Here is a 25,783-nt window from a genome sequence, read left to right as displayed (position 1 = left end):
CAATTTTAAGGAGGAATTATGGGTAAATATAAAGATTTAGCGACTGAAATAGTCAAAAATGTTGGCGGTAAGGAAAATATAAATAGCCTTACCCACTGTATAACAAGATTAAGATTTAGACTTAAAGATGAGTCTAAAGCTAATGATGAAGCGATTAAAAATATGGATGGTGTTGTAACCCTTATGAAAAGCGGTGGCCAATACCAGGTTGTAATAGGAAACCATGTACCTAGAGTTTATGAAGATGTAGTTGAAGTAGCTGGTCTTAGTGATGATAATACTAACCAAGAAGATGAAAAACAAGGACTGTTTAATAAATTTATTGCCTTGATGAGTGATGTATTTCAACCAATACTCGGCGCCTTATCTGCATCAGGTATTATCAAGGGTTTAGTGGCTCTTTTAGGATTTATTGTAGTAGGATTTAAGGGCTCAGGCAACCATCTAATACTAAATGCTATAGGTGATGGACTATTTAATTTTCTACCTTTTATGATTGCTTATTCAGCAAGTAGAAAATTCAAACTAAATCCTGTGACTGGACTTGCTATGGCTGGTATTTTGTTATATCCTGCAATCCAAAAATCAGCACTTGAAGCAAACGGTGTTATAGGTAGCATACCTTATGTTGGAGATTACTATAGTCATTTTTTAGGAATGCCTTTTGTAGCAAATAACTATGCAGGCTCTGTAATTCCAATTTTAACTATAATCGCTTTTGGATCAGTAATAGAAAGAAAGGCCAAAGATTTAGTTCCTGATGTATTACAAGGATTTTTTGTACCTTTCTTTACCCTTATCATCACTATGCCAATAGCTTTATTAATTATTGGACCAGTTATATCAACTCTTACAAATTTACTAATGGAGTTCTTTAAATCAATTATAGGGATATCTCCTGTATTATTCGGTTTAATAATTGGATTTGTATGGCAAATACTTGTAATATTTGGTTTACATTGGTCTATAATACCACTTGGCATAATTGCAATCCAAGCTAATGGCATGGATAGAATAATGGTTGGTCAATTTGGTGCTTCTTTCGCACAAACAGCCGTAGTATTTGCTATGTATTTAAAAATGAAAGATAAGAAGAAAAAATCATTAGCTCTTCCAGCAATTATATCAGGAATATTCGGTGTTACAGAACCAGCTATATACGGTTTCTCTCTACCTGCAAAAAAGCCATTTATCTTTTCATGTATAGGTGGTGGAATATCAGGAGCTATCTTTATGCTTATGGGTGGTACAAGATACAATCAAGGAGGATTGGGAATATTTGGAATAATGAATTATGTTAATCCAGAAAATGGATCTTTCATTCCTGTTTTGTTAGATATAGTTATTGCGGCAGCAATAGGTTTTATTTTAACAATGTTTTTTTGGAAACCTGAGGAAGAAATAGAAGAAAGCGTAAATAAAGAAAATAACAATTCTCTGGTTGGCACAAACGAAAGAATCTTTGCTCCAATGACTGGCGAGGTCCTTAAATTATCAGAGATAAATGATCAAGCTTTTTCATCAGAAGCACTTGGTAAAGGACTAGCAATCAATCCGACAGATGGAAAAGTCTACTCACCAGTTGATGGTACAATAACCATGTTATTTAGAACTAACCATGCAGTAGGTATTACATCTAACAAGGGGGTAGAAATCCTAATTCATATAGGAATGGATACTGTAGAAATGGATGGAAACGGCTTTTTATCCCATGTAAAACAAGGAGATAAGATTAAGGCAGGAGATCTTCTTATAGAAGTAGACCTAGAAAAGGTAAAGAAATCTGGTTATGAAACAATAACTCCTATTTTAGTAACAAACTACGATGATTTATTAGATTTAGTAGGGACAGATCAAAAAGAAATAAAAGCAAAAGAAGATTTGCTAACAGCATTGTTTTAGGGGGAGCATATAAATGAGTTTTAGAAAAGATTTTCTTTGGGGCGGCGCAACAGCCGCCAACCAATGTGAAGGAGGCTACAATGAAGGTGGAAGAGGTATATCCAATAAGGATCTTATGCCTATTGGACCAGATAGAAATCCAATAGCTACAGGAGAGAAAAAATCTTTAGATTTTGAAAAAGATTTGTATTATCCTTCTCTTTACGGTATTGATATGTATCACAGATATAAAGAAGATATAGCTCTATTTGCAGAGATGGGTTTTAAAGTTTATAGATTTTCTATATCATGGACCAGGATTTTCCCAAACGGAGACGAAGACGCTCCAAATGAAGAAGGTCTAAAATTCTATGATAATCTTATTGACGAACTTCTTAAGTATGATATTCAACCTCTTGTCACTATATCTCACTTTGACTGCCCTATACATTTAAGCAAAAAATATGGTTCGTGGAAAAACAAAAAAATGATTGATTTTTTCTCTAAACTTGCAAGAGTTTTATTTGAAAGATATAAAGGAAAAGTTAAATATTGGCTAACTTTTAATGAAATCAACATGATACTTCATAGACCTTTTAATGCAGCGGGTATATTCTTTGAAGAAAATGATAATAGAGATCAAATAAAATATCAAGCTGCTCATAATGAGTTAGTAGCAAGTGCGCTAGTTACTAAAATTGCTCACGAGGTAGATCCAGCAAATAAAATTGGCTGCATGCTCCTAGGTGGCTCAACTTATCCTTACACTTGCAATCCGGAGGATGTATTTGAAGCATATTTAGATGATAGAAAGAATTATTTCTTTACAGATATCCATGTAAGAGGTGAATATCCTGCTTACGCTCTAAAAGAAATAGAAAGACTTGGAATAGAAATAGAAAAAACAGATGAGGAAATGAAATTACTAAAAGATCACACCATAGATTTCGTTTCATTTTCTTACTACTCAACAAGAGTCACATCAACAGATCCTGAAGTTTTAAAGAATAAAACGAGCGATAATGCAATTTTCTCAATTAAAAATCCTTATCTAAAATCAAGTGAATGGGGCTGGCAAGTAGACCCATTAGGTCTAAGGTATACCTTAAACCAAATCTATGACAGGTATCAGAAACCAATGTTTATAGTAGAAAATGGTTATGGAGCAATTGATAAACCAGATGAAGACGGCTATGTAGAAGATGATTATAGAATAGACTATCTAAGAAGTCATATAAAAGAAATGAGAGATGCAGTTACTCTAGATGGTGTAGACCTAATAGGTTACACAACCTGGGGCCCAATCGATTTAGTTTCAGCTGGTACTGGTGAAATGAGCAAAAGATACGGTTTTATCTACGTAGACCGCGATGATTATGGCAATGGTAGCCTAAAAAGATCTAAGAAAAAATCATTTGATTGGTACAAAAAAGTAATCGCTTCTAATGGAGAAGATTTAGATTAAATTAAATGGGAGTAAATAATGGAATCTTTAGACTTTAATAATTTTGATATTAAGGCGGTTAATACAGATGTATCAATAGTAAAAATTGATAATGAAGAGGTTATTAGAGTAGTTAAAAATAAAAAAATAAATAAATTCGATGAAAATACAATAGCTAAAATTACAAATATAGAAATGGAAAATGGTGAGATTAGGCTTAAGATGATGTCAAGACTACTAGAAGATGCACCTGATTTCGCAAGAGGTTTTATAGGAATAGCTTTTAGAGTGAATGAACAAAACTCAAAATTTGAATCATTTTATCTAAGACCTACTAACGGAAGACATCCTGATAAGGTTAGAAGATCGCATGGTTGTCAATATTTTTCATACCCTGGTTACACATTTGAATATTTTAGAGAGTTTAATATTCCAAATACAGAGGCCGAAGTTAATATAGGGCTCAATGAATGGATAGATTTAAAAGCAGTTATAGATGGTGAGAGAGCTTCATTTTATGTAAATGATTTTTCAAATCCCATTTTAGAAATAAATGATTTAATTCACGGTAGCAAATCCGTAGGAAGCTTAGGTTTATTTGTAGATACCGGTACAGAAGGATTTTTTAAGGATATCGAAATAAAAAAATATAATTAAAAAACAATTCTTAATAAACGAAGATTTAGATTAAGCAAATACCTCCACTGATTACCGGTGGAGGTTTTAATCATTCTTTAAAAATGTAAAATAATAGTAAGATTAAAGGAAGGAATATTTTTACATGACTAAAGACCTCTATCCAAACCACTCCTTAGAAGAAATCATAAATGACATGGATACAAATGACAGAAAGCGACTTGCTAAGCAAGATTATCCCACAGATGGGGTGATTGTTGAAGCTGACCTTGCATATATTGATGATGGTGATGATTTTCATCTCTTTGATATTTACTATAACGAAGAAAATATGGGGAAAATCCTGCCTACCATAATAAATATCCACGGCGGTGGCCTTGTTTATGGGAGAAAAGAGCTTGATAAAAATATGAATATAGATTTTGCTAGGGCTGGTTTTAATGTAGCAGGCCTTAATTATAGGTTACTTCCTCAAGTAAGTCTTAAAGAGCAAATCTCTGATATTATAAGTGGCATTTCTTTTATTTATAATAATCATGAGAAATTTGACCTAAATATGAATAAACTTTTTATAAGTGCTGATTCAGCAGGGGCCTATTTGGCCATGGCTGCCTTTGCAATCATAAATAGTGGCGAACTTCAAGATTTATTTGGGATTTTCTCCCAAACGATTGAAATTGATGGCATGGTCTTTATCTCCCCTATGACTAGGCTTGCAGATGATGGATCATTTTCAAGTATTAATGAATTTGTTATAGGCGGCTTAGAGCATAATGATCTAAAAACTTATGCTAAAAACATGATTAATATTTTTGATAAGGTAAATCCTTGCCCGATTTTTATACAAACTAGCAAGGAAGATTTTATCAGAGACCACTCTTATGACCTTAGGGACTATCTTGACGAACGAAGCGGATTTTATGAATTTGCTGACTTTGGAAAAGGAATAGACCAAGCTCTCGGCCACGTCTTTCCCGTTTGCTATCCAAAATGGCCAGAGTCTATTATAGCAATTGGCCAGATGATTTTATTTTTGAAAAATTTATAGGAGGAATTATGAGAAAATTATATATAGTTAGACACGGACAAACGCTTTTTAACCTCAAGGGTATGACCCAAGGCTGGTGCGATTCTCCACTCACAGACCTTGGCATCCGCCAGGCCCAGAAGGTTGGGGAATATTTTAAAGAAAATAACATAAAATTTGATGAGGCATACTCATCTACCCAGGAGCGAGCTTGCGATACACTTGAGCTTATAACAGACATCCCTTACAAAAGAGTCAAGGGCCTTAAAGAGTGGAATTTTGGCATGATGGAAGGTGAAGCTGAAATCCTCCAAAAAGTACCAAGACGCCCTGACCAAATGACCCACGAAGATTTTTTCGTACCTTGGGGTGGCGAAAGCGATAAGGAAGTTGCATCTAGAATGAGCAGGACAATCAAAGAAATCCTTGAAAAGTCAACTGCAAATACCATCCTCATGGTCAGCCACGCTGGCGCCATGTGGACCCACGTCCTTTCAACCTTGGATAATCCAGAAAAGGATAAGCCAGGCCACTTAGGAAATTGTGCCATCCTTGAATACGATGTAGATGATAATAACAAACTTAAATTTGTAAAAATCCACGAACCTGCTAAGGATGTAAAATAATCTAAAAGTCCCACCGCTTGGTGGGATTTTTTCATTGAGAAGGTAAGCTTTATATTATGCCCTTATCCTTCAAATAATAATAGACTCCATCTGAATCTACGCTCTTACAGGTATCAAAGGAAATATTTTTTAGGTTTTCTGAAGCATTTTCCATAGCTATACCCCTTACCTGCTCAAACATTTCTATGTCATTATCCCCATCACCAAAAGCTAGGGCCTCGTTTTTGTCAAAACCATAATATTCTAGGATTTTTTCTACAGACCTGCCCTTGCCCCCATCATGAGGGATTATGTCAACTGCCCTATCCCACCAAGCTGTGATTTTAAGCTTATCTGTGCCAGCTAAGGCTTTTTCGTATTCTTCTTTTTTTATAGGCATGACCATTTGATAAACATCATTATCTCTTACAAATTTCCCTATATCATCTACTATGTCTGGCATAGTAGAGCCGAAAGAAAAATATTTTCCTAGATCATCATTTAAATAATTTGCTACATATCTATCCCTGCTTGCAAGACCCAAAGGCTTATCCATAGCCTTGGCATTTTCTATCAATTTTAAAACATCAGCCCTATCAAGTGGGTTTGAAAAAATTTGGTCTTTGTCATTAAAACACAAGGAACCATTGAAGGTTAAGTGACAATCAAAATCTATACCGTCAAAGTGAGGAATCTGGATTGGCGACCTGCCTGAAGCTATTACAAGAATTATCCCCTTTTCCTTAAGAGCACTTAGGGCTTTTCTAGTTTTTGCTGAAATATCGTCCTTATCTAGGCTTATCAGGGTGCCATCTATATCGAAAAAAATTATTTTTATATCTTGCATATCTTCTCCTTTTCTTTTATTATATCATAAAACTTACTCCAAAAAAGCTGCTAGCTTATTGCTAGCAGCCTTGTTTTTCTTTAATCTTAAAAACTCTTTCAAAATTCTTGTAATAAATTTTTTCCAATTCTTCTTTTTCTATTAGTCCTTCTTGACCTAGCTTTTCTAAATAAGCATCAAGTGGGAATTCTTGATCTTTATTATAGGTATCAGTTCCAAAAAATAACCTATCTGAAAATTCTTTGATGAAGGAAATTCCGTAGTCTTTATCCCTCATGATAGCATTGGCTCCACTATTAGCTGATAGGTCTGCATAGAGATTTGGATATTTTCTCATCAATTCACCTATCCTACCTTCAACAACTGGCCCTTCTGGATAAGAATCTCTGTAAGATGGGTCGTTGTCATCATATTTAGAAATCTCACACCAAAAGGCCTGAGAATGACCTATGAATATTAGGTTTTTAAATCTATTTAGAGCTTCTTCTAGATAAGGAAGTCCCTTTAGGTCATAGACTCCGTAATACTTTCCAATTTGTGGACTCATATGGAATAAAACTGGCATCTCTAGGCTTTCAGCTGCTTCTAAGAGCTCAAAAATTTCAGGGCTGTTGAAAGGCTTATTATAAACAAGTTCTCCGACCCCAATTGAGCCTAGGTCCTTTTCTCTTTTTAACTGTTCATAAATATCTTTTTCAAAATCAACCATAGACATATAGTAAAACCTATCAGAATCTTGACAAATCTGTCTAAGTTCATCGTTTGACAACAAATCTGATTCTTTGGCTGATGAAGACATGAGGACAGACTTATCTACCCCTCTTTTTGCCATTGATTTTATCATTTGGTCCTTGTTTATCAGCTCTTGGCCATTTATCTTATGACCACTATCCTTAGAAGTGTGGATATGAATATCTATTTTTTTCATTCTGAATCTCTCAAAGCTTTTGTAATATTTTCAGAGTCTTCTTTGGTTAAATTCCAAATGAATTTAATTCCGATTATCTCTATAATGCTTGCAATTAGCGGTATAGATGTACCTAGATATCTAATTGCAGATATAGTTTCTGGACTTTGAACTTCAGCTGTAGCTACAAAACCAATGGCAGCTAGAGCAGCTGTCGCTCCAAAACTTGCAAGGGTTGAACCGATTTTTCTAGCAAAGGTATAGATAGAATAAAGGGTTCCGTCATTTCTTGAATTAAATTTATATTCGTGATAGTCGATTGCATCTGCTACAAAGGCCCAAACTACCATTATGAAGGTCACCTGACCGAGATTGGCTAGGGCGTTTAGGATAATGTAGGCTGTTACATTTTCAAGTGGTTTTAGGAATATAAATAAAGATAGGGCAAAGTTCCATGTGAGCATGGCTAGGAGGAGATTTCTCTTTCCAAATTTCGCCTGCATCTTTGGCACTATAAAGAACATAGCAATTGTTACTGGCAATTGGACATACATAGCTACTGATTGCATCTTTGGTGCTTGGTAGAATTCCTTAAAGATAAAACCACCAAATTGAGAGTTTCCTGTTATATAGATTAATGATCCTATTGATGCAAACATGATGCCGAGCATTGCTCTGTTTTTAAATGCTTGTCCTATTACTTCTTTAAATGAATAACCACTCTTGCCATCATTTGCCTTGTGGGCTAGGTGGGCATATCTTTCTTGAGTTAGACCACAAAGGATGTAGTAGCAGATTATACAGCCTAGGGCTGCTATTATCGATACAATTGTGTAACCGCTTGGATTTGGGTTCTTGTTAGCATCCCAAATAAACATTGGAATTATAGATAAGAATCCATAACCGATTGCTGTACCACCGATGGCTCTAGCTGCGGATAGCTTTGACCTTTCTGTTGGGTCTAAGGTAACTACTGTAGCCATAGCTCCAAATGGCATGGATGTACCTGTGTAGCTCATTCCATAAAGGATATAGGTAAAGGCTACCCAGATGTGGGTGGCTGTTGTTGAAAATCCTAATTTTGTAACATCAAAAAATCCTAAAAGAATGGATATAGCTAGTGGCCACATGGCAATTTTTATAAATGGCTTAAATTTATCTCCACTCTTACCGATAGAAAACCTATCTGGAAGTGATCCTATAAGTGGGTCGTTGATGGCATCAAAAAGTCTGGCAAATAAGAATAGACCAGACATGAATTTTGGGTCTACCTTAAGTACATATGTACAAAATACCAGGAAGAAAGCATCCATGGTGAGGTTTACAAAGGAACCTGCCATATCTCCTGCTATATATCCTATTTGATCCTTTTTACTAAAAGGTCTAAATTCTCTAGTTTTCATAAACTCTCCTCTTCTTACTCATTTAAATTTTCTGCCCAGTCTATGGCTCTTTGGGCATCTTTTTCTGTCAAAAGACCTTCCTTGGCCTGAGCCTTGGCAACTTCTTTAAACTTCTCTAAATAATTTTCGAAGCTTCCATAAATTGCTTCCATTTTTTCCTTTGAGAAAAATTCCATCTTTCCATTTGTAGATCCAGGGAAGTCACATGCTTGGTAATAAGCTTTTGGCACCAATAGATAAACAGATCTTAAGCCTCCCAGATGGTGACCGTAAGCATCTGTATTTTCAAAGTCAATCGCTTCTATTATTTCAGGTGGGTTTCCTCCTGTTGCCCATTCGTGGAGCCTATCAAGCATGGCATTGATGTAATAGTCAAATTTTAAATCATTTAGCCTAAAATCATATTCATTATCTAGAATTCTTGGTGGACATTTGGTCTTTTCTATCTCTTCATTGGTTGGAACCAATGGACTTGCTGCGTCTGTGTGTGCTGCTGCAGTCATGTCATAATACCTTCTCTTATTTGTAGGCGAATTTTCATTCTTTGTCTTTACTAGACCATCACCCATTGTCCCAAATAAGTGGTAGTCACACTCGGTATTAAAAGTTATAACTGGTACATCTATTTCTTCTTCACGGCTAGGTCTTATGGCAAAATTTAGTTTCTCATCAGGGTCTTGCCTTAAGGCTCTTGTCAAGCCTCCAGAAGCTAAGGATAGGTAACCATCATATACTTTCTCATAGCCTTGGTCCTTGTAATAATTATGCATAAAGTTGATATAGGTATTTAGATACATACCTGATTGACTTTGGCCACTTAAGTAAAGATATTTAACATCTAGACCACCACAGAAACTTTGTGGATTATTCTTAGCTTCCCTTCCTACTTGATAGAGAATATCCCAAATAAGCCCATCTTCACACCCATCTATGGACCCTGTCCTTGTATCTAGGGCTGCTGGCTGAGGTGCAGGATTTTTGGCAGGCATTGATAGGGATCTGTACCTATCAAGGTCAAAATTCTTTAGGGACAAAATATTTGTAGGTTTGGATGTAACTCCTATATACATATGGTTATTTTCCATGATATGTAGGTAAGATCTTCTCCACAAGTCCTCTATATCATAGTTATTTGAAGCATTCATTATATCTATGTAGCATCTACCAGTAAATTTTTCTTTAGAAATAGGTCTTCTTACTAAAATTCTTGTAGTGTAGGGAATGTTTTCCTGAAATTTGAAAACTTTTTCCTTATCCTTGTCAAAATCATACACATTGGCAAGATCTGATACAAAATACTCTTCTTCTACAAAACCATAATCTTCTACATTTATCACTTCTCGCGCAAATTTCATAGATGAAAATGGATGCGAATTTTCTGTTACTTCTATCGGTCCTAAAACCTTCATCGCTTCCTCCCTTTTTTATTCTTGCTAGTTAAAAAATAAACTTATACTTATATGATATAGGTTTTCCCAGATGAATTCTTCTAAAAAAATGACTATTTTTTATAAATTAATGACTTTATTTTGATTTTCTGTAGTCTTTTGGAGAAAAACCTGTGTTTTTCTTGAAGGAGTTAGAAAAATATTGAGAATTTTTAAATCCAACCCTAAAGGCTATTTCTGTCATGGATAGGTCTGATAAGAGAAGGAGGTCTTTTGCTTCCTTTATTCTCTTGGCTACTATATAATTATTTATTGTATCTCCCGTCTCCTTTTTATAAGTCCTCATCATGTGTTCCTTAGATATGTTAAAATGAGAGGCCAAGCTATCATTATTTATATCTTCCATGAAATTATTATCTATGTAGGCATTTATCTTTCTAGATAAGGTATCAAGGCCCTTGTTGTGGAGTCTATTTTCCCTTGAAGCATACCTATTAAGCATTTCTTCGTGTATTTTCCACAAGTCCTCTTCATTATCAGTGTATTCAATCATAATCGCATATTTTTCGGCCATATAATGGCCAATTAGAGGATCCATCCCGCCACTTAAGGCGCTTACAAAATAAAGGGTGTTGTAGGATAGGGTTATATTTTTAAGACTTCTTAGCGGATCCTTGGCTACCCTTCCTCTTATTCCAAGCTTTTCTCCTGTAAAAATAAGCTTTACTTGAGGGAAAAATTCTTTTATGTAGTCAAGGTCAGATTCTTTGACAGCCTTAAGAAAGTCATCTCTTTGCTTATTTATTTTCTCTATTTCATACCTTTTCATAGTACCTCCTTCTTACTATGATTATTCCCAAAATTTTTCCAAAAAATATATTTTTTAAAAAAAGGCATAAAAAAATGGGGAATTTCTTCCCCAATTTTTTAGTGTTTGGCTTCGTTTTCTACTGTTTGTCCCTTTTCTGGGTTGTCTATATATTTATCTCTTAGTTTTAGGGCTGATGGGCAGACTGCTATGCCGCCTTCTCCTGTTTCTCTAAGTCTTTCTGGTAGGGAGTCTCCTACTCTCTTCATAGCTTCTACAGCCTCATCGAAGGTTACAAACATTGCCACTCCTGCCATTGCCATATCAGCACTTGCTAGGGCATTCATTATGCCGTTTGCATTTCTTAGGTTGCATGGGAATTCTACCATACCGCCTATTGGGTCACAGATTAGGCCCATGATATTTAGTAGGCTTGCTGTTGCGGCATTTTCTTGGGTTTGGATGTCATAGCCTCTGAGGTAGCATACTGCAGCTGCTGCCATAGCACTTGCTGATCCTGTTTCTGCTTGGCAACCGCCTTCTGCACCTGCAAAGGTCGCATTATCGAAGATTACCTGGCCAATTTGAGTTGCTACTAGGAGGGCTTCTTTTAGCTTCCTGTCGTCATAGCCGTATTTTTTGTACATGGTCATCATGGTAGCTGGGATTATTCCAGAGCTGCCTGCTGTTGGTGCTGCTACTATCCTTCCCATGGCTGCGTTGACTTCTGATGTTGATAGGGCCATGGCCATCGCTATGGATGGGGTATCTCCTAGGACACTTTCCCCGCCTAGGAAGTATTCGTTCATCTTCTTGGCATTGCCGCCTGTCATGCCTGTTACGCTTCTTACGTCTTCTTCTAGGGCACGCTGTGCAGATGCTTTCATAACATCTAAGGTCTTTTGAAGTCTAGCAAATATCTCTTCTTCAGTCTTGCCTGTATTTTCTATTTCATCTTTTATAGCTAATTGCCAAAGATTGAGATTTTCATTCTCGCATCTTTCTTTTAGTAATTTCATTGTTGTAAGCATATTTCTATCCTATTCTATATATTTTAAGAAGGTGAAGTCTTTACCAGCTCTGATTTCCTCAAGGACTCCTTCTTTGAGTGGTTCATCAAGCTCGCAAACTAACATTACATTGTCACCATCTTTGATTGTCTTCATCATGTGAATATTATAACCATACTCAAATAGCACTCCTGATACAAAGGCTATTACTCCCTTTTGCTCGCCATAAGACATAAAGAGGGTTGGCTTTGTGGCGTTGTATTCGATAGGATTGCCATTTACCTTGGTTATTACTATTGATCCACCACCTATAGAAGAACCTTGGACTTCTAGTGGGCTTCTGTCTGGATATTTGAAGACTATTTTTACTGTATTAGGATGTACATCGCCTAGGTCTGTTTCTAAGAAGTTGTATTTAATTCCAGCTTGATCTGCATAGTCAAATGAATTTATTATCCTATCATCATCTGGCTCATAACCTAAAACTCCACCTACTAAAGCTCTATTTGTACCATGTCCCTTATAGGTTTTGGCAAAAGAACCGTGTAGATAAAAGTCTACTTCATTGAAATTTCTATCGACCATTCTCCTGGCTATATTGCCTATCCTACAAGCTCCTGCTGTATGAGAGCTTGATGGTCCGACCATGACTGGTCCCATTATCTCAAAAATTGAAGCATTTACTGCCATAATTTCTCCTTTTCCTTAAATTATAAAGGGGAGTTAACCCAATAGATATTTTGTTAACATCCCCTTATCTTGCAAAATTTTACTAATCTTATTATTTAACTGGGTCTGCTTGCCAGTTTTTGTCTCCTAGGATATTTCTGTGATAGAATTTATCCACTGCTACTGCTAGAGCTGTATCACCAGAGATATTTGCTGCTGTACCAAATGAGTCTTGGGTTAGGTATAGAGAAATAGCTAATGTTGCCATTGCTGACTCTGGGCTAATTCCTACTATTGGTAGGAATGGAAGTGCTGACATGATTGCTCCACCTGGTGCTCCTGGTGCTGCTACCATTGCTACACCAAGGATAGCTATAAGTTGGATCATTAGGCCATATGAGTGGTCCATGTTATACATTGTAAGTATTGTAAATACACAACCTGTAATTGTAATCATAGAACCTGGCATATGAACTGTAGCTCCTAATGGAATTACGAAGTCTCTGATTGGTTGAGATACGCCGTTTGCCTCAGCACATTCTAGGTTAACTGGAATTGTTGCTGCTGAAGATTGGGTACCTACAGCTGTAAAGTAGCCCCTAAGTTGGTTTTTAAGCATAGCAAATGGATTTTTGCCTGCATATGAACCTGATGCCACAAATAATATTGTGATGTAGATTAAGTGTAGGGCTATAATGCAGATAAATATCTTCCAGAAAATTGAAAGAACTGCGAATACAGAACCTGTAAAGGCCATCTTAGCGAAGTTACCCATGATAAAGAATGGAAGTACTGGAACTATAGCTACTGCTAATACTTGGGTGATGATTTGGTTAAACTCATCAACTGCTCCATATAGGTACTTGCCAGAGCCTTTTTTCCTTAACCATGAAATACAGATACCAAGCATAAAGGCGAATATAATACCACTTGTAACTGTAAAGAATGGTGCAATCTCAACGGTAAAATATGGTTCAAGCTTGATTTCATCTGCTGCTTGGATAGCTGCTACTTGACTTTCGTTGATAAAGTTAGGGAAGATTGCCCTTGACATGAAGTATGATGCAGAACCACCGATAAGAGTAGATGCATAAGCTAGGGCTACTGTAATACCTAAAAGCTTACCAGCTCCTTCTCCTAGGTCTGCTATACCCTTAGTAACGAATGCTAAAATCATAAGTGGAATTATGAAGTTTAGGAAGTTACCAAAGATAGATGAAAATGTCACAAAAATTCTTACTATTGATTCTGGTAGATAAGATCCTATTAAGATACCTAAGATTATACCACAAATCATTCTTGGAATTAAACCAATTTTTTTCATTTTTCTCTCCTTGTTTATGTAATATGTAAACCTTTGCAATCGATAGAATCAAAAAAGTAGATTTTTTCTAAAATATACCTGGTTCGCCTTATCCCAAAATCATTACTAATTATTTATCAAAAATCTATATCAATTTGTATTTCCTATCTGACTAGATTATATATGATAAAAACGTTTATGTCAACACTTTGAGGGAGGATTCGCCAAAAAATATCAATGATTTTCTTTGTTTGAAAATTATCAACTTGATATTATAAAGGATGTTAGCCCTTACATTTTTATAATTTTTTTTAAAAAAATTCATAAAATTTCTTATTTTTTATCAAAAATTATCCCTTATTGGAAATCATTTGTAAGATTTCCTACAAAAATTTCTAATAAGGGATGATTGTTTTATTTAGGTTTAAATCTTACAAGTCCTGTACAACAATATTCGCTTACTACTTCTCCCTGAGGATTTGTCGCTGTCATTAAATAAGTGACTGCACCATTTACCCCTTCTTTTCTAACTTTTTTATCTACAATTTCGACTTTTATATCATATAAAGTGTCAGGATAGACTGGTCTTAGCCATTTGCCGTATTCTATACCAATGCCAGCCACTATGCCTGGCTTATCTATATCTGTCTTTACCCATTGGCCCCAAAAGGCCATGTTTGAATAAGAACCTGGCGAGATTATCCTTCCAAAAGAGCTTGCTGCTGCCTTTTCTTTATCAGTGTGGATTGGCCTTGGGTCGTATTTTTCTCCAGCCCAAATCAGTTCTTCTTCGCTAAATTTGATGGGTTCTATTTCCTTGTCAAATACCATTCCTATTTCATAATCTTCAAAATACATTCTTAAGCTCCTTAGATCTTTTTTCTTTTATAAAGGTCTTAGCTCTGACATCCCTTGCTTGGAGGTGGTATTTATTATCTCCATCTAGGGCAAGAGCCTTAAGGTCATTTATCTTTCCTCCTATGTCCCTGTCAATTATAAGGCCTAGGTCGGTTTGATCAAAGCTTGTAAGCATGGCAAAATCGCCATCGCTATCGCCCCCGACCATGATTGGCCCGTAATTATTTGGATTTTTTATAAATTTATTTATAGTTTGGACCTTGCCTTCTTTAAGGGTTGGAGGGTAGGCTGGGTCAAGATTTGGAATAACTTTACCATCACCATCTTTTTCTAACCTTAGGCCAAGGACCTTGTCCTTGTCAAATCCATAAGCATTGGCCCCTGATGTGGCAAAAGCCCTTACTATATCTATGAAGGAGGCTGATACTATATAAACGTCAATTCCATTTGATTCTAAAGTCTTATAGAGCTTTGCCATTTCATCTATGTCACCCAAGCCCACAAAGATTGATATCTCAACTCTTCCTGCGGAGCTTTCTATATCTGGAGATGTAAAGATTTCCCTTCTAGGGGTCTCTTTTTTGACATAGGCAAAGGCATCTTGACAGAGATTATAAAGCTCTTCTGTGGTGTAATTTGTAAGCAAAAATGACATCCAACAATAGTCTTCCCTTGCATCAGACCTTGCCCTGATAGCTTTGTACCTATAAAACATCTTACTTACAAATTCCTTGTAGACATTGGTATCTAACAAATCCTCTAGGTCAATATCCCCTCCAAGGCTCTTAGCTGTCCCGTAAAGTTTGTCATAGGCTTCTTTTATATCACTAGCAAGGAGGTCTATATTTACAGGCTCTCCATCTAGATTATTAAATTTTTCATCAAGATTGTCAGAAGGGACATTTTTCTTTATTACTTCTATAAGCTCTTCAGGATCCATCTTAAAGGCTAGGTGGGTAATTATATAATATAAAAGTGCCTCTTCTACATCACCTATAATTGAGGTATTATCCCAATCAAAGACTGCAAAGGGCTTCTTATCTGCCCTGTAGTCTTCATTCTCACTGCCATGTCTTGCGAGCAAATTCTCTATGGCTTTTTGAAGTCTATCGTTGAAATTAGTATTTTTAATTGACTTGTTCATTCTTCCTCTCAGATCATCTTTTTTGGGTCTACGATTTTTATAAATTCTTCGTCAGACACATAAGCTAGCTCTTTGTTAGCTGCTCTTAAACTTATACCCTTTTTGTGGGCAAATTTAGCAAGGTCTGCCGCTTTTTCGTAGCCAATGAACGGAGATAGGCTTGTAACAAGCATGAGGGACTTATCTAGATTTTCTTTGATTTTTTCTTCATTTGCTACTAGGCCCTGAACTAGGTGGATATTAAAGGAATGGATGCCCCCAGCTAAAATATCAATTGATTCTAAGGTCTTTGAGATTATTAGTGGCATATAGGCGTTTAATTCAAGCTGGCCAAGGGAGTTGGCCATGGTGATTGCCTGGTCATTTGCCATCACTTCTAGGCAAATCATGCTTAACATTTCTACCTGGGTTGGATTTACCTTGCCTGGCATGATTGATGAGCCTGGTTCGTTGGCTGGGATTATTAGCTCGCCAATGCCTGTTCTTGGGCCAGATGATAAAAATCTGATGTCCTCGGCAATTTTTAAGAGGTTGCTGGCTAAGATTTTTATAGCTCCATGGGTCCTTGCCAGTCCACCTTTGGATGATAATTGCAAGAATTTATTAGGGTCAGCCTCTAAGTCTAGGCCAGTAAATTCTGATAAAAGTCTGGCCATTTCCTTATCGTAGCCTTCTTTGGTATTTAGTCCTGTGCCCACAGCAGTGCCTCCTATGGCAAGTTTCTCTAAAGCTTTGGCACTTTCTTTGATGTAGTCCTCATCTCTAAGTATAAGATCTGCGTAGGTCTTTATTTCGTCTGAAAGGGCAAGGGGTGTTGCATCCTGAAGATGGGTCCTACCTGTTTTAATTATCCCCTCAAATTCCTTTGCCTTTTTCCTAAAGGCTTGTCCTAAATTTTCTATTTCTGGCAAGAGCCTATCCCTGATAGCAAGTAGGCTTGCTATGTGCATGGCTGTCGGGAAGGAGTCATTTGTAGATTGGCTCATATTTACATGGTCATTGGGGTGGATTAAATCTTCCCCCAAGAGCTCATTGGCAAGGCGGGCTATAACTTCATTGACATTCATATTTGTCTGAGTCCCTGATCCTGTCTGATAGACTGTAAGCGGGAAGTGGTCCTCATAACCACCAGCTAGAAGCCTATCACAAGCCCTAACTATGGCTTCCTTTCGCTTATTATCAAGCTTGCCCTGGCTTTCATTTACTATTGCCGCCGCCTTTTTTACTAGGATTAGGGCATGGATTTGGTCTTTTGGCATCAACTTTAAGCCTTGGGGGAAATTTTCAAAAGACCTCTGAGTCTGAGCTCCCCAAAGCCTATCGCAAGCAACCTCTACCTCACCCATGGAATCGTGTTCTATGCGCTTTTTCATCAATTTTTCTCCATATGTTCTTCATCCAGGATTCCTGGTCTGGTCATCCTCTTGTAATCAAGTATCTTATCGATTTCAGCTTCATCCATAAGGCCCTTTTCAAGGATTAACTCCCTTACGGACTTATCTGATTTCATTGATTCCTTAGCGATGGCACTTGCAGCATCATAGCCAATATGTGGGGCAAATGGAGTAATTATTGCCACAGAATTTTCAACCTTGCGTCTTAATTTTTCCTTATTGGCTGTAATTCCTTCAACGCAATTTAGGGTAAGAGTTGAAATTGCACCTTTAAGAGCAGTTATTGACTCGATTAGGCTATAGAAAATTACTGGCTCAAAGGCATTTAGCTCTAGCTGTCCAGCCTCAACTGCCATTGTCACTGTCATATCATTGCCTATTACCAAGAAGGCAACCTGGTTTACAACCTCTGGAATTACCGGATTTACCTTGCCTGGCATGATAGATGATCCTGCCTGCTTGGCTGGTAATTTAAAATCTGAAATCCCTGTGGTTGGTCCTGATGAAAGAAGCCTTAGGTCATTAGCAACCTTTGAAAGGCTTGCTGCAAAAGTTTTTAAAACTGAGGATGTAAATAAAAAACCATCCAAGTTTTGAGTTGCATCTATGAGGTCATTGGCTTGATTTAGGTCAAGACCTGTGATATCGCTTAAGGTTGTTACTATATTTTCTACAAAATAATAATCAGCATTAAGGCCTGTACCAATAGCTGTTCCTCCAAGATTGACATAGGATAGCTCCTTCTTTGCAGCCTTAAATCTCTTTAGCCCTCTTTTTACAACACGTCTGTATGCGTTAAATTCCTGGCCAAGGGTAATAGGAACCGCATCTTGCAACTGGGTGCGGCCCATTTTTATATATTCATCAAATTCTTTGGACTTCTTGTCAAAGGCTTCGACAAGCTTTTCCACCTCTTCATATAAATCATCCATATAGCGGATTATGGCAACCTTGCCCGCTGTTGGGATAACGTCATTTGTAGATTGGCCTAGGTTTACATGATCATTTGGATGAATATGCTCATAATGGCCCAGGCTTCCCCCTAGGCTTAGGTTTGCAATATTTGCTATAACTTCATTGGCATTCATATTAAAAGAAGTGCCAGCCCCTCCCTGAATTGGGTCAACAATAAATTGGTCAAGGTACTTGCCTGCCAAGATTTCATCGCAAGCGTCAACTATAGCCTGCATTTTCTTATCAGAAAGGATTCCAACCTTGTTATTAAGGATGGCACAAGCCTTTTTAACTTCGACTATAGCCTTGATAAAATAAGGGTCCATGGCCTTATCTGTGATCTTAAAATTCTCATACGCTCTGTAAGAATTTGCCCCGTAATATGCATCCTTTGGTATATTTAGCTCTCCTAAAGAATCTCTCTCTAACCTGAATTCACTCATATTTGCCTCCTATATAGATATTTTCTTCTAAATTAAAAATCTTTCCCTATCCTAATTATAAACCAAGAAAACGATTTTACCAAATAAATATACAGAACCTATAAATGATTTAAAAAAGAGCCCCTAAGGACTCTTTAAAATATTATTTTCTTTTCTTGCTTGCAAATAGAGCAGTTGAGCTTGCTCCAAAGCCTAGGATAGCTAGAAGAGATGAGCCTACGCCTGTCTTTACATTTTGGGATGAGGCTTTTACATCTTGTTTTCTTTCTTGATTAGGATCTTCTTTTTTATCCTTTTTTGTGGCTTCGCTTGTTTGGTCTACTTTTTGAGATTTTTTATGCTCTTTATTTAATTCTTTCTTTTCTTCAAATTTTTTAGTAGCTTCGCTTGTTTCATCTACTTTATCTAGATTTGAAGACTTGGCTGCTGAATTTTCGTTTTTGACATAGACTATATCACCATTTTCAAAATATGTTCCATCAGCAAATTTAACTAGGGCTATAGGTTTGATGAATTTCGCATCTGCTGGTAGTTTGGTGATTTCTATCTCATAGCCATCTTCTACTTCCCTTATTATGTAATCATCTTGAGGGAGTTCTTGTTTTTTGTATTTTGGTGTTGCAGCTGATACTCCATCTAGCTTCATTGCCTTGTAATCATCTTCTGTAACATAGTTTAACTTTATAAATTTATTCTTACTTTCTCCAGATTTTTTTAGGCCCTTAAAGCTTGATTTTATCTTGATTTTATTATCCCTAAGTCCTACATAGGCTTTATTGTTGTGAGGATTCTTATTTGATCTTTCACCTTCTACTTGAAAATTCACTAAAGCCTTATGGGTATAGTCTCTAAATAAACCTTGTTTCTTACCATTGACTTTTTTAAATGGGATTTTTTCGATTTCTTCCAATTTTGCTTGGTCAATTTCTTCATCATTTAAAAGCTCTTTTGCTCTTGTTATAGAATTTTTGATATCTTCCTTAGCTTGGCCTTCGTAAGCTATAGCTGGATTATCAACAGATTCTTCATCCATTGAATCTAGATATTTTTTAAGTTCTTCCTTAGCCTTAGCAACTTTTTCCTCAAAAGCCTTTGTCTCATCATCTTTTGTGGTTTCATCACTAAGTGGTATAGGATTTTCAACATCCTTTTCTTCACTCATAGTTTCTTGCTTAGGCATCTCTTCCATTACCTGGCTTGCATCTACTCTTCCAGGAACTATATTTATCGCCAATAATAAGGCTAGGGCTAAGCTCGCTTTATGTTTTACTTTCATAAATCCTCCAAATTTATATAATAATTATCTTAAGCTATTTAAAGCTTCTTGTTAGTTACTTAATTAACCTTAATAATTATAATAAAAATTTAAAGACTTGTCAATAACGATTATCATTATTCTTCGATTAAAAAGCTCCTCATCTCTGAGAAGCTCTAAACATCTTATTTGCTATAAACCAATTTGCCATTTAAGAATGTTTTTTCTAGATTCATATCATAATCAAGAACTATAAAGTCAGCAGCGTAACCTTCCTTAAGCTTGCCACAAACATCATCTATGCCGACAGACTTGGCTGGCACAAGGCTTGCCATTTGAACAGCTTCAAAGACATCTGCAATATCCCAGTCAACAACATTTTTGATGGCATCCTTTAATTTTAGGATAGAACCCGCAAGAGATCCGCTATCCTTTAGCCTTGCTGTTCCCTTTTCAACTTTTACAGGAAAATCACCTAGCATATAGTCCCCATCAGCCATGCCGCCTGCGGACATGCAATCTGTAATTAGAGCAATGTGGTCCCTGCCCTTGGCATTCATTAAAATATTAGCAGCATGAGGATTTACATGATGACCATCGCAGATTAGCTCTGAAATAGCATCGGTATTCATGGCAGCACCCACCATGCCAGGCTCCCTGTGGTGGAGGCCGCTCATGCCATTATAGGTGTGGACAAATATATTTGCCCCGGCCTCAACTGCTTCTACCGCCTGATCATAAGAAGCATCAGAATGGCCAAGGGCAACCCTTACGCCCATGGCGTTAGCTTCCTTGATAAAGTCAATTGCCCCATTCCTTTCAGGAGCGATAGCAATCTTATTTACCAGGCCATCAGATAGGTCCTTCCATTCTTTTAAATATTCAATCTTTGGATCAGACATGTAGGCTGGGTTTTGGGCTCCCTTGTACTTTTCTGTAAAGAAAGGTCCTTCAAGGAAAATTCCCCTAATCTTAGCCCCTTCAACATCTTTATATTCCTCACCAACCACCTTACAAGCCGCATCAGTCCTCTCCTTAGAGTCTGTAAGAGTAGTAGGCAAAAAGCTAGTCACTCCACACTCCAAAAGTCCCTTAGAAATCACATTTAGGGCCCCCTTTTCAGCATTCATGATATCCTTGCCATGGTAGCCATGGATGTGTGTATCCACAAGACCAGGAGCCACAATCTCCCCAAGGTCCTCATAAGAATCAGGCACTTTCTTAGAAAATCCCACAATCTTCCCATCATCAACTTCCATAAAATAATCTTCCAAAATCCTATCTTCTAGGATAAAATATTCTGCCTTATAAAACATAATTCCTCCGTTTGTTTCTCCAAATAAAAAGTCATCTTACTTATAATAATACCCAAAATATACACTTAAATGTATATAATTTGAAAAACAGGTGGATAAAGTATCCACCCGTCTGATATATAATATTTACTTAGATTTTTGCCTTAATAACCATAAGGTCACTATCTTCTATGGCTTCTAGAGCGTGCATTTCGTTTGGATCCATTGTGATAATGTCTCCTGGCCTTATTATTTCGCTTCCATTTTCTCCCTTAAAATCTACCTTTCCCTTATATATTACAACTACTACATTTTTATCTGATTTGTGGCTTGGTACTTCTTCGCCTTTTTTGATTTGTAGGTGGGTGATTTGTAAATTGTCCTCATCTACTAAATGTTCAAACTTGCCATCTAAGATATTTGCACTTATTTTTTTCATAATTCCTCCCTTTATTTTTTAATAAATCCTATTTATATAATTCTACCCTATATTATATTACAATAGTTTTAATATAAGAATAATTTTAGTACATTTGATAAACATACCATGGATGGTATAATATAGATAACCATGAAGTCAAGTATAAAGCATGGAATCACAAAAAGAGACGAGCTACCGACTCGTCTCTTTTTCTATACTAATTATCATCCTTTTTTCTGCTATCTAGCCATTTGCACAAGTAATAACCAACTACTTGTACTATGATAGCAAGAATGAAGTCAAGTACTTCTCGCATGAAATCACCTCCTCTCATGCTATGAAAGACGGATGATAACACTTATATTATAACACAACTTTATTATTCGATAAACTCATATACATATAATTTTATTAATCATTTCAATTCTTTATATTTTTCTATAGTTCTTATATTTAATTTATAAAATCTCTCGAATAATTTCTTTTAATTTCGGCAATACTTCCTCTTTAAAAAAGGGATTTTTTACCATCCACCTGTTGTTTAGTGGGCTTGGGTGGACTAAGGGGAAGTATTTTGGTAAATAGGCCTTATAGTTTCTTACTGTTTCTGTGAGATTTTTCTTAAATTTATCTCCAAGATAGTATTTTTGAGCATAGGCTCCTATAAGGATTGTCAGCCTTACATTTTCTAATTGTCTTAATATAAGAGGATGGTATTCCTCTGATATAAATTTCCTCGGTGGCTTATCTCCTGATTTTGCCTTACCCGGATAATAAAAATCCATTGGTATTATTGAATAGTCTTTGCTATGAAGATCATCCATGCTTATGCCTAACCAATCTACTAGGTTTTCGCCGCTTTTATCATTAAATAGTATGCCACTTTCCTCAACTTTTTTGCCGGGTGCTTGACCAATTATTAAGATTTTTGAATTCTTATTAAGTTGAAAAATGGGACCTATTCCTCTTTTTGTATAGACTTTATTTCTAGGATCTTTTTTTAGTTTTTCGATTATTTCTTCCATAATATTTCCCTTAAATTATAAGCTGCTAAAATTTGTCTATCTTCTCATTTATTGATTTTAATAATCTCCTTACTCTTACTAGACCTACTACAAGTATTAGACCCCAAACAAGGGATAAAATTCCGTATAATATTTCTGTCTTATTCATTTTTATCTCCTAGTTTTGCTTCTAATTTCTTATCAACTTTTACTAGAGCAAAATAGATAATATTTACTGGAACTGATAATAAAAATAAGGCTTGGGATAGGTCTCTTAGGATGTCTTCTAGACTATTTAGCATTTCTTTCTCCTTTTTATCTTTTTATAAAAATACCCAAAATTTGTATAAAATAAAAGCTCCGGTTTGACCAGAGCTTATATCCTTATTCTTCGATTTTCTCAAATACGCTGTGAGCTGTTTCTTTTAATACTTGGTTTAAGGTTTGGATGTTTTCTTTTCCTTTTGTTTCTAGCCATTCTTTGGCTTCTTTTTCATCTTTGCCGAAGATTGCTACTGAGTCTTTCCATGTAGCTCTACCGCATAGGACTCCGTTGAAGTTTGAGCCTGCTTCTTTGGCTAGTCTTAGGGTTTCTTGGAAAAGTTCTGCTGTGATTCCGCCTGATAGGAAGATGAATGGTAGGTTTGTTGATTCAGCTTGGTCTTTGAAGTGTTTGATGGCTTCTTCTCTGCTGTATACGGCTTCTTCCTTGCCTAGGCCTTCTACAAAGTTCATGTTTGTTGGAGTTTCTACTTTTAGTACGTCTACCTTGTATCTTGGGTCTGAAAATTCTTTCATGGCGCTATTTACCTTGTGTGGTCTTACCTTTGCATATTCAGCACCTTTTTCTGAGTCCATATTTCTATCATAGGTTATTATCTCTAAGAAATGTGGTAGGCCTAGACCTTCACATTCGTAGCCAACTCTTTCTACCCAAGCTTTTTTGATGTCGTTTGTCTTTTCTTCGTCATCGCAATCGTAGTATAGAAGTGTTTTTATTGCATTTGCTCCCATTTCCTTTGCTCTTAATACACTCATGAAGTCTATTAACCTTGGAAGTCTGCCTTCATCATATTCATCATAGCCTGTTTGCTCGTAGGATAGGATTAGTCCTGCGTTTTCATCCTTAGCTTTGATTCCCTTTTCACCATAGATTGGGTCTAGAAGGATTGATGATGCAAATGGTGTAAGTTCTTTTGACACTAATTCCTTATATGCTCCTATACCTTCTACGTTGTTTAGGCTAGGATTTGCTGCTTCCATCATTTTTTCCATTGAACCTCTTTGGTCAATGGCTAGGGCTGCGATGGCGCCATCTTCATTTAATAATTTTTTTAGGTTTGCTAATTTTTCTTGTGAAATTTTCATTTCTTATATTTCCTCCACTTTGATTTGCTCGTAGTATTTGTCAAACTTTTCTATTTCTATATGGGCTATCTCTTCTGTTAAGACATTTAAAAGGCCGCAGGTCATTGATGTTTTGATGACTTCTTCTGGGCTTTTGTCCTTATCTATGGCATAGATTGCCCCTGCAAGTGATGAGTCTCCGCTTCCTACCGGATTTATGGCAGTAACTTCTGGAACACTTGCCTTAAATATCTTATCGCCTACCTTTACAACCGCCCCATCTTTTCCTAAGGATACTATTACATATTCTATGTCCGCAAGAGGAGCTTTTTTTAGGGCTTCTTTGATATTATCCTTGGTGATTTCCTCACCTAGTAAATCTGCCACTTCTGTTTCGTTTGGCTTGATTAAGTCTGGCTTGATTTTTGCATTTACTACATCTTTTAGGCTTTGCCCTGATGTGTCTACTGCCACAAAGATGCCTTTGTTTTTGGCATAGGCAATTATCTCTTCATAAAAGCTTGAATCAAGACCCTTTGGAAGGGACCCTGACATCGAAATCACCTTACAGCCTGTACTTATTTTATCAAGTTTTTTGATAAATTCCGCTCTTTCGGCTGGACTTATTGTAGGGCCTGCTTCAAGGATTTCTGTTTGCTTGCCCTCATGTAGGATGGCTAGGCAATTTCTTGTTGGCTCTTTGATTTTTACAAATCGAGCCTCGTGGCCTCTTTCCTTAAGGCCTTCTTCGATAAATTCTCCAAGCTTACCACCCACAAAACCTGAATGAACGACTTCATCGCCTAATTCCCCTAGGACATAGCCTACGTGGATTCCCTTGCCTCCAGCATGTTTTATGACCCTATCAGTCCTTGTAACTCCATCTATATTAAACTTTTCTAGCTGGTAGGACATGTCTACAGATGGATTTGCTGTGATTGTTAAAATCATCTATTCTCCTTTATGGAATTACTTTATTATTTCTGTATATTTTTCTATTTCTAAAGCTTGATCTGAAGCAATTTTCTGATCTGTGATAAATTTTGCATCTTCTAGATTATAGAAATGATACAAGTCTTCATAACCAAGCTTGGAAGAGTCAGCCACAAGGAACCTATCGAAGGAATTATCAAGAATCATCTTTTGCAAAATCCCCTCTTCTGGGCTATAGGTATAAGCCTTGCCCTTGTTTACACCATTTACACCTATAAAGGCCTGGTTAAATCTCATCTTTGTGACAAGCTCAAGGCTTAAGGCACCCACAAAAGCACCTGTGACCTTCCTAAATTCTCCTCCAATTAGCTTAATATTAATATTATCAAGAAAGACTAATTTTCTAAAAAGATAGAGGGAGTTGGTGAAAATATTAAGCTTCTTATCTCCCAAAAATTCGCTCACATACTCTATAGTTGTGCCAGCACCGAGGAAAATATTCTGCTCTTCCACCAAAAGTTTGCTGATTTTCTTGGCAATCTCTATCTTAAGATCTTTATTCTTAAGAAGTTTTTCCTCATTAGAAAACTCCCTAGGACGAGCCTTTTCAATCTTGCTAGCTCCCCCATGAATCCTCACAAGTAACTTCTTATCCTCAAGCTCCTTAAGATCACGCCTAATAGTCATATCAGTAACATCCAAAAGGTCAGTCATCTGAGAGACCTGAATAATGTCATTTTCTTTTAACTTATCTAGAATTATCTTTTGTCTTTCTTCTTTTAACATTCGCTTTTCCATTCTAGAAGC

At 36.5% G+C, this 25,783-nt stretch carries 26 protein-coding genes; 5 read left to right on the top strand and 21 right to left on the bottom strand.

What is annotated here, in order from left to right:
• Positions 1-18 precede the first annotated feature (18 nt).
• From NH288_RS03550 to NH288_RS03530, 5 genes are all read left to right on the top strand, one after another.
• Entirely contained in the window at positions 19-1,902 is a 1,884-nt protein-coding gene (locus tag NH288_RS03550; protein ID WP_265213129.1) for a beta-glucoside-specific PTS transporter subunit IIABC, read from the top strand.
• Positions 1,903-1,915: 13 nt separating this feature from the next.
• Complete coding sequence (locus tag NH288_RS03545) at positions 1,916-3,346, top strand: 6-phospho-beta-glucosidase (RefSeq protein ID WP_265213127.1); 1,431 nt, start codon at positions 1,916-1,918, stop codon at positions 3,344-3,346.
• A gap of 18 nt (positions 3,347-3,364) precedes the next feature.
• On the top strand, positions 3,365-3,982 hold the full coding sequence (locus NH288_RS03540) for a hypothetical protein (protein WP_265213125.1): 618 nt from the start codon (positions 3,365-3,367) through the stop codon (positions 3,980-3,982).
• 124 nt (positions 3,983-4,106) lie between these two features.
• Positions 4,107-5,009 (top strand): alpha/beta hydrolase, encoded by a 903-nt coding sequence (locus NH288_RS03535; RefSeq protein ID WP_265213124.1) that lies wholly within the window; start codon positions 4,107-4,109, stop codon positions 5,007-5,009.
• Between the two features lie 8 nt (positions 5,010-5,017).
• Positions 5,018-5,614 (top strand): histidine phosphatase family protein, encoded by a 597-nt coding sequence (locus NH288_RS03530; RefSeq protein ID WP_265213122.1) that lies wholly within the window; start codon positions 5,018-5,020, stop codon positions 5,612-5,614.
• A 49-nt stretch (positions 5,615-5,663) separates the two neighbouring features.
• On the opposite strand, the gene NH288_RS03525 is transcribed toward NH288_RS03530, so the two are convergent.
• From NH288_RS03525 to NH288_RS03425, 21 genes are all read right to left on the bottom strand, one after another.
• Positions 5,664-6,440: a Cof-type HAD-IIB family hydrolase gene (locus tag NH288_RS03525; RefSeq protein ID WP_265213121.1), complete on the bottom strand. Its 777-nt coding sequence runs from the start codon at positions 6,438-6,440 to the stop codon at positions 5,664-5,666.
• A gap of 61 nt (positions 6,441-6,501) precedes the next feature.
• A complete protein-coding gene (locus NH288_RS03520) occupies positions 6,502-7,368 on the bottom strand; it encodes an amidohydrolase family protein (protein ID WP_265213119.1) in 867 nt (288 codons plus the stop codon).
• Entirely contained in the window at positions 7,365-8,750 is a 1,386-nt protein-coding gene (locus NH288_RS03515) for an MFS transporter (RefSeq protein ID WP_265213117.1), read from the bottom strand. The genes NH288_RS03520 and NH288_RS03515 overlap by 4 nt, the downstream gene beginning before the upstream one ends.
• A gap of 14 nt (positions 8,751-8,764) precedes the next feature.
• On the bottom strand, positions 8,765-10,159 hold the full coding sequence (locus NH288_RS03510; RefSeq protein ID WP_265213115.1) for an alpha/beta hydrolase domain-containing protein: 1,395 nt from the start codon (positions 10,157-10,159) through the stop codon (positions 8,765-8,767).
• A 115-nt stretch (positions 10,160-10,274) separates the two neighbouring features.
• Positions 10,275-10,967 carry an AraC family transcriptional regulator gene (locus NH288_RS03505; protein ID WP_265213112.1) on the bottom strand — a complete coding sequence of 231 codons (693 nt, stop codon included), beginning with the start codon at positions 10,965-10,967 and terminating at the stop codon, positions 10,275-10,277.
• Positions 10,968-11,065: 98 nt separating this feature from the next.
• Positions 11,066-11,977 carry an L-serine ammonia-lyase, iron-sulfur-dependent, subunit alpha gene (gene sdaAA / locus NH288_RS03500; protein ID WP_265213110.1) on the bottom strand — a complete coding sequence of 304 codons (912 nt, stop codon included), beginning with the start codon at positions 11,975-11,977 and terminating at the stop codon, positions 11,066-11,068.
• A gap of 9 nt (positions 11,978-11,986) precedes the next feature.
• Complete coding sequence (gene sdaAB, locus NH288_RS03495) at positions 11,987-12,646, bottom strand: L-serine ammonia-lyase, iron-sulfur-dependent subunit beta (protein ID WP_106461174.1); 660 nt, start codon at positions 12,644-12,646, stop codon at positions 11,987-11,989.
• Positions 12,647-12,737: 91 nt separating this feature from the next.
• The gene (locus NH288_RS03490; protein ID WP_265213108.1) at positions 12,738-13,949 is read right to left on the bottom strand and encodes a dicarboxylate/amino acid:cation symporter; all 1,212 of its coding nucleotides are present in this window, start codon (positions 13,947-13,949) and stop codon (positions 12,738-12,740) included.
• A 393-nt stretch (positions 13,950-14,342) separates the two neighbouring features.
• Positions 14,343-14,786 (bottom strand): MaoC family dehydratase, encoded by a 444-nt coding sequence (locus NH288_RS03485; protein WP_265213106.1) that lies wholly within the window; start codon positions 14,784-14,786, stop codon positions 14,343-14,345.
• A complete protein-coding gene (locus NH288_RS03480) occupies positions 14,776-15,930 on the bottom strand; it encodes a haloacid dehalogenase-like hydrolase (protein WP_265213105.1) in 1,155 nt (384 codons plus the stop codon). The genes NH288_RS03485 and NH288_RS03480 overlap by 11 nt, the downstream gene beginning before the upstream one ends.
• 8 nt (positions 15,931-15,938) lie before the next feature.
• The gene (locus NH288_RS03475) at positions 15,939-17,303 is read right to left on the bottom strand and encodes a class II fumarate hydratase (protein ID WP_265213103.1); all 1,365 of its coding nucleotides are present in this window, start codon (positions 17,301-17,303) and stop codon (positions 15,939-15,941) included.
• The gene (locus NH288_RS03470) at positions 17,303-18,721 is read right to left on the bottom strand and encodes an aspartate ammonia-lyase (RefSeq protein WP_265213102.1); all 1,419 of its coding nucleotides are present in this window, start codon (positions 18,719-18,721) and stop codon (positions 17,303-17,305) included. Before NH288_RS03470 ends, NH288_RS03475 begins: the two co-directional genes overlap by 1 nt.
• A gap of 142 nt (positions 18,722-18,863) precedes the next feature.
• On the bottom strand, positions 18,864-19,997 hold the full coding sequence (locus tag NH288_RS03465; RefSeq protein WP_265213101.1) for a sortase: 1,134 nt from the start codon (positions 19,995-19,997) through the stop codon (positions 18,864-18,866).
• Positions 19,998-20,161: 164 nt separating this feature from the next.
• Positions 20,162-21,292: an N-acetylglucosamine-6-phosphate deacetylase gene (gene nagA / locus NH288_RS03460; RefSeq protein WP_265213099.1), complete on the bottom strand. Its 1,131-nt coding sequence runs from the start codon at positions 21,290-21,292 to the stop codon at positions 20,162-20,164.
• Positions 21,293-21,422: 130 nt separating this feature from the next.
• Positions 21,423-21,710 carry a cupin domain-containing protein gene (locus NH288_RS03455; RefSeq protein ID WP_265213098.1) on the bottom strand — a complete coding sequence of 96 codons (288 nt, stop codon included), beginning with the start codon at positions 21,708-21,710 and terminating at the stop codon, positions 21,423-21,425.
• 440 nt (positions 21,711-22,150) lie between these two features.
• Entirely contained in the window at positions 22,151-22,717 is a 567-nt protein-coding gene (locus NH288_RS03450; protein ID WP_265213097.1) for a uracil-DNA glycosylase family protein, read from the bottom strand.
• Between the two features lie 25 nt (positions 22,718-22,742).
• The gene (locus NH288_RS03445; protein WP_265213095.1) at positions 22,743-22,865 is read right to left on the bottom strand and encodes a hypothetical protein; all 123 of its coding nucleotides are present in this window, start codon (positions 22,863-22,865) and stop codon (positions 22,743-22,745) included.
• Complete coding sequence (locus NH288_RS03440) at positions 22,858-22,998, bottom strand: hypothetical protein (RefSeq protein WP_265213093.1); 141 nt, start codon at positions 22,996-22,998, stop codon at positions 22,858-22,860. Before NH288_RS03440 ends, NH288_RS03445 begins: the two co-directional genes overlap by 8 nt.
• Before the next feature lie 82 nt (positions 22,999-23,080).
• Positions 23,081-24,064, bottom strand: a complete 984-nt coding sequence (locus tag NH288_RS03435) for a tagatose 1,6-diphosphate aldolase (protein WP_265213091.1) — start codon at positions 24,062-24,064, stop codon at positions 23,081-23,083.
• A gap of 3 nt (positions 24,065-24,067) precedes the next feature.
• The gene (locus NH288_RS03430; protein WP_265213089.1) at positions 24,068-24,994 is read right to left on the bottom strand and encodes a 1-phosphofructokinase family hexose kinase; all 927 of its coding nucleotides are present in this window, start codon (positions 24,992-24,994) and stop codon (positions 24,068-24,070) included.
• 18 nt (positions 24,995-25,012) lie between these two features.
• Positions 25,013-25,762, bottom strand: a complete 750-nt coding sequence (locus tag NH288_RS03425) for a DeoR/GlpR family DNA-binding transcription regulator (RefSeq protein ID WP_265213087.1) — start codon at positions 25,760-25,762, stop codon at positions 25,013-25,015.
• Between the last annotated feature and the right edge of the window lie 21 nt (positions 25,763-25,783).

Source organism: Anaerococcus sp. NML200537, from assembly GCF_026131715.1.
GTDB lineage: Bacteria > Bacillota > Clostridia > Tissierellales > Peptoniphilaceae > Anaerococcus > Anaerococcus kampingae.
This window is presented reverse-complemented; position numbering and strand designations above follow the sequence as displayed.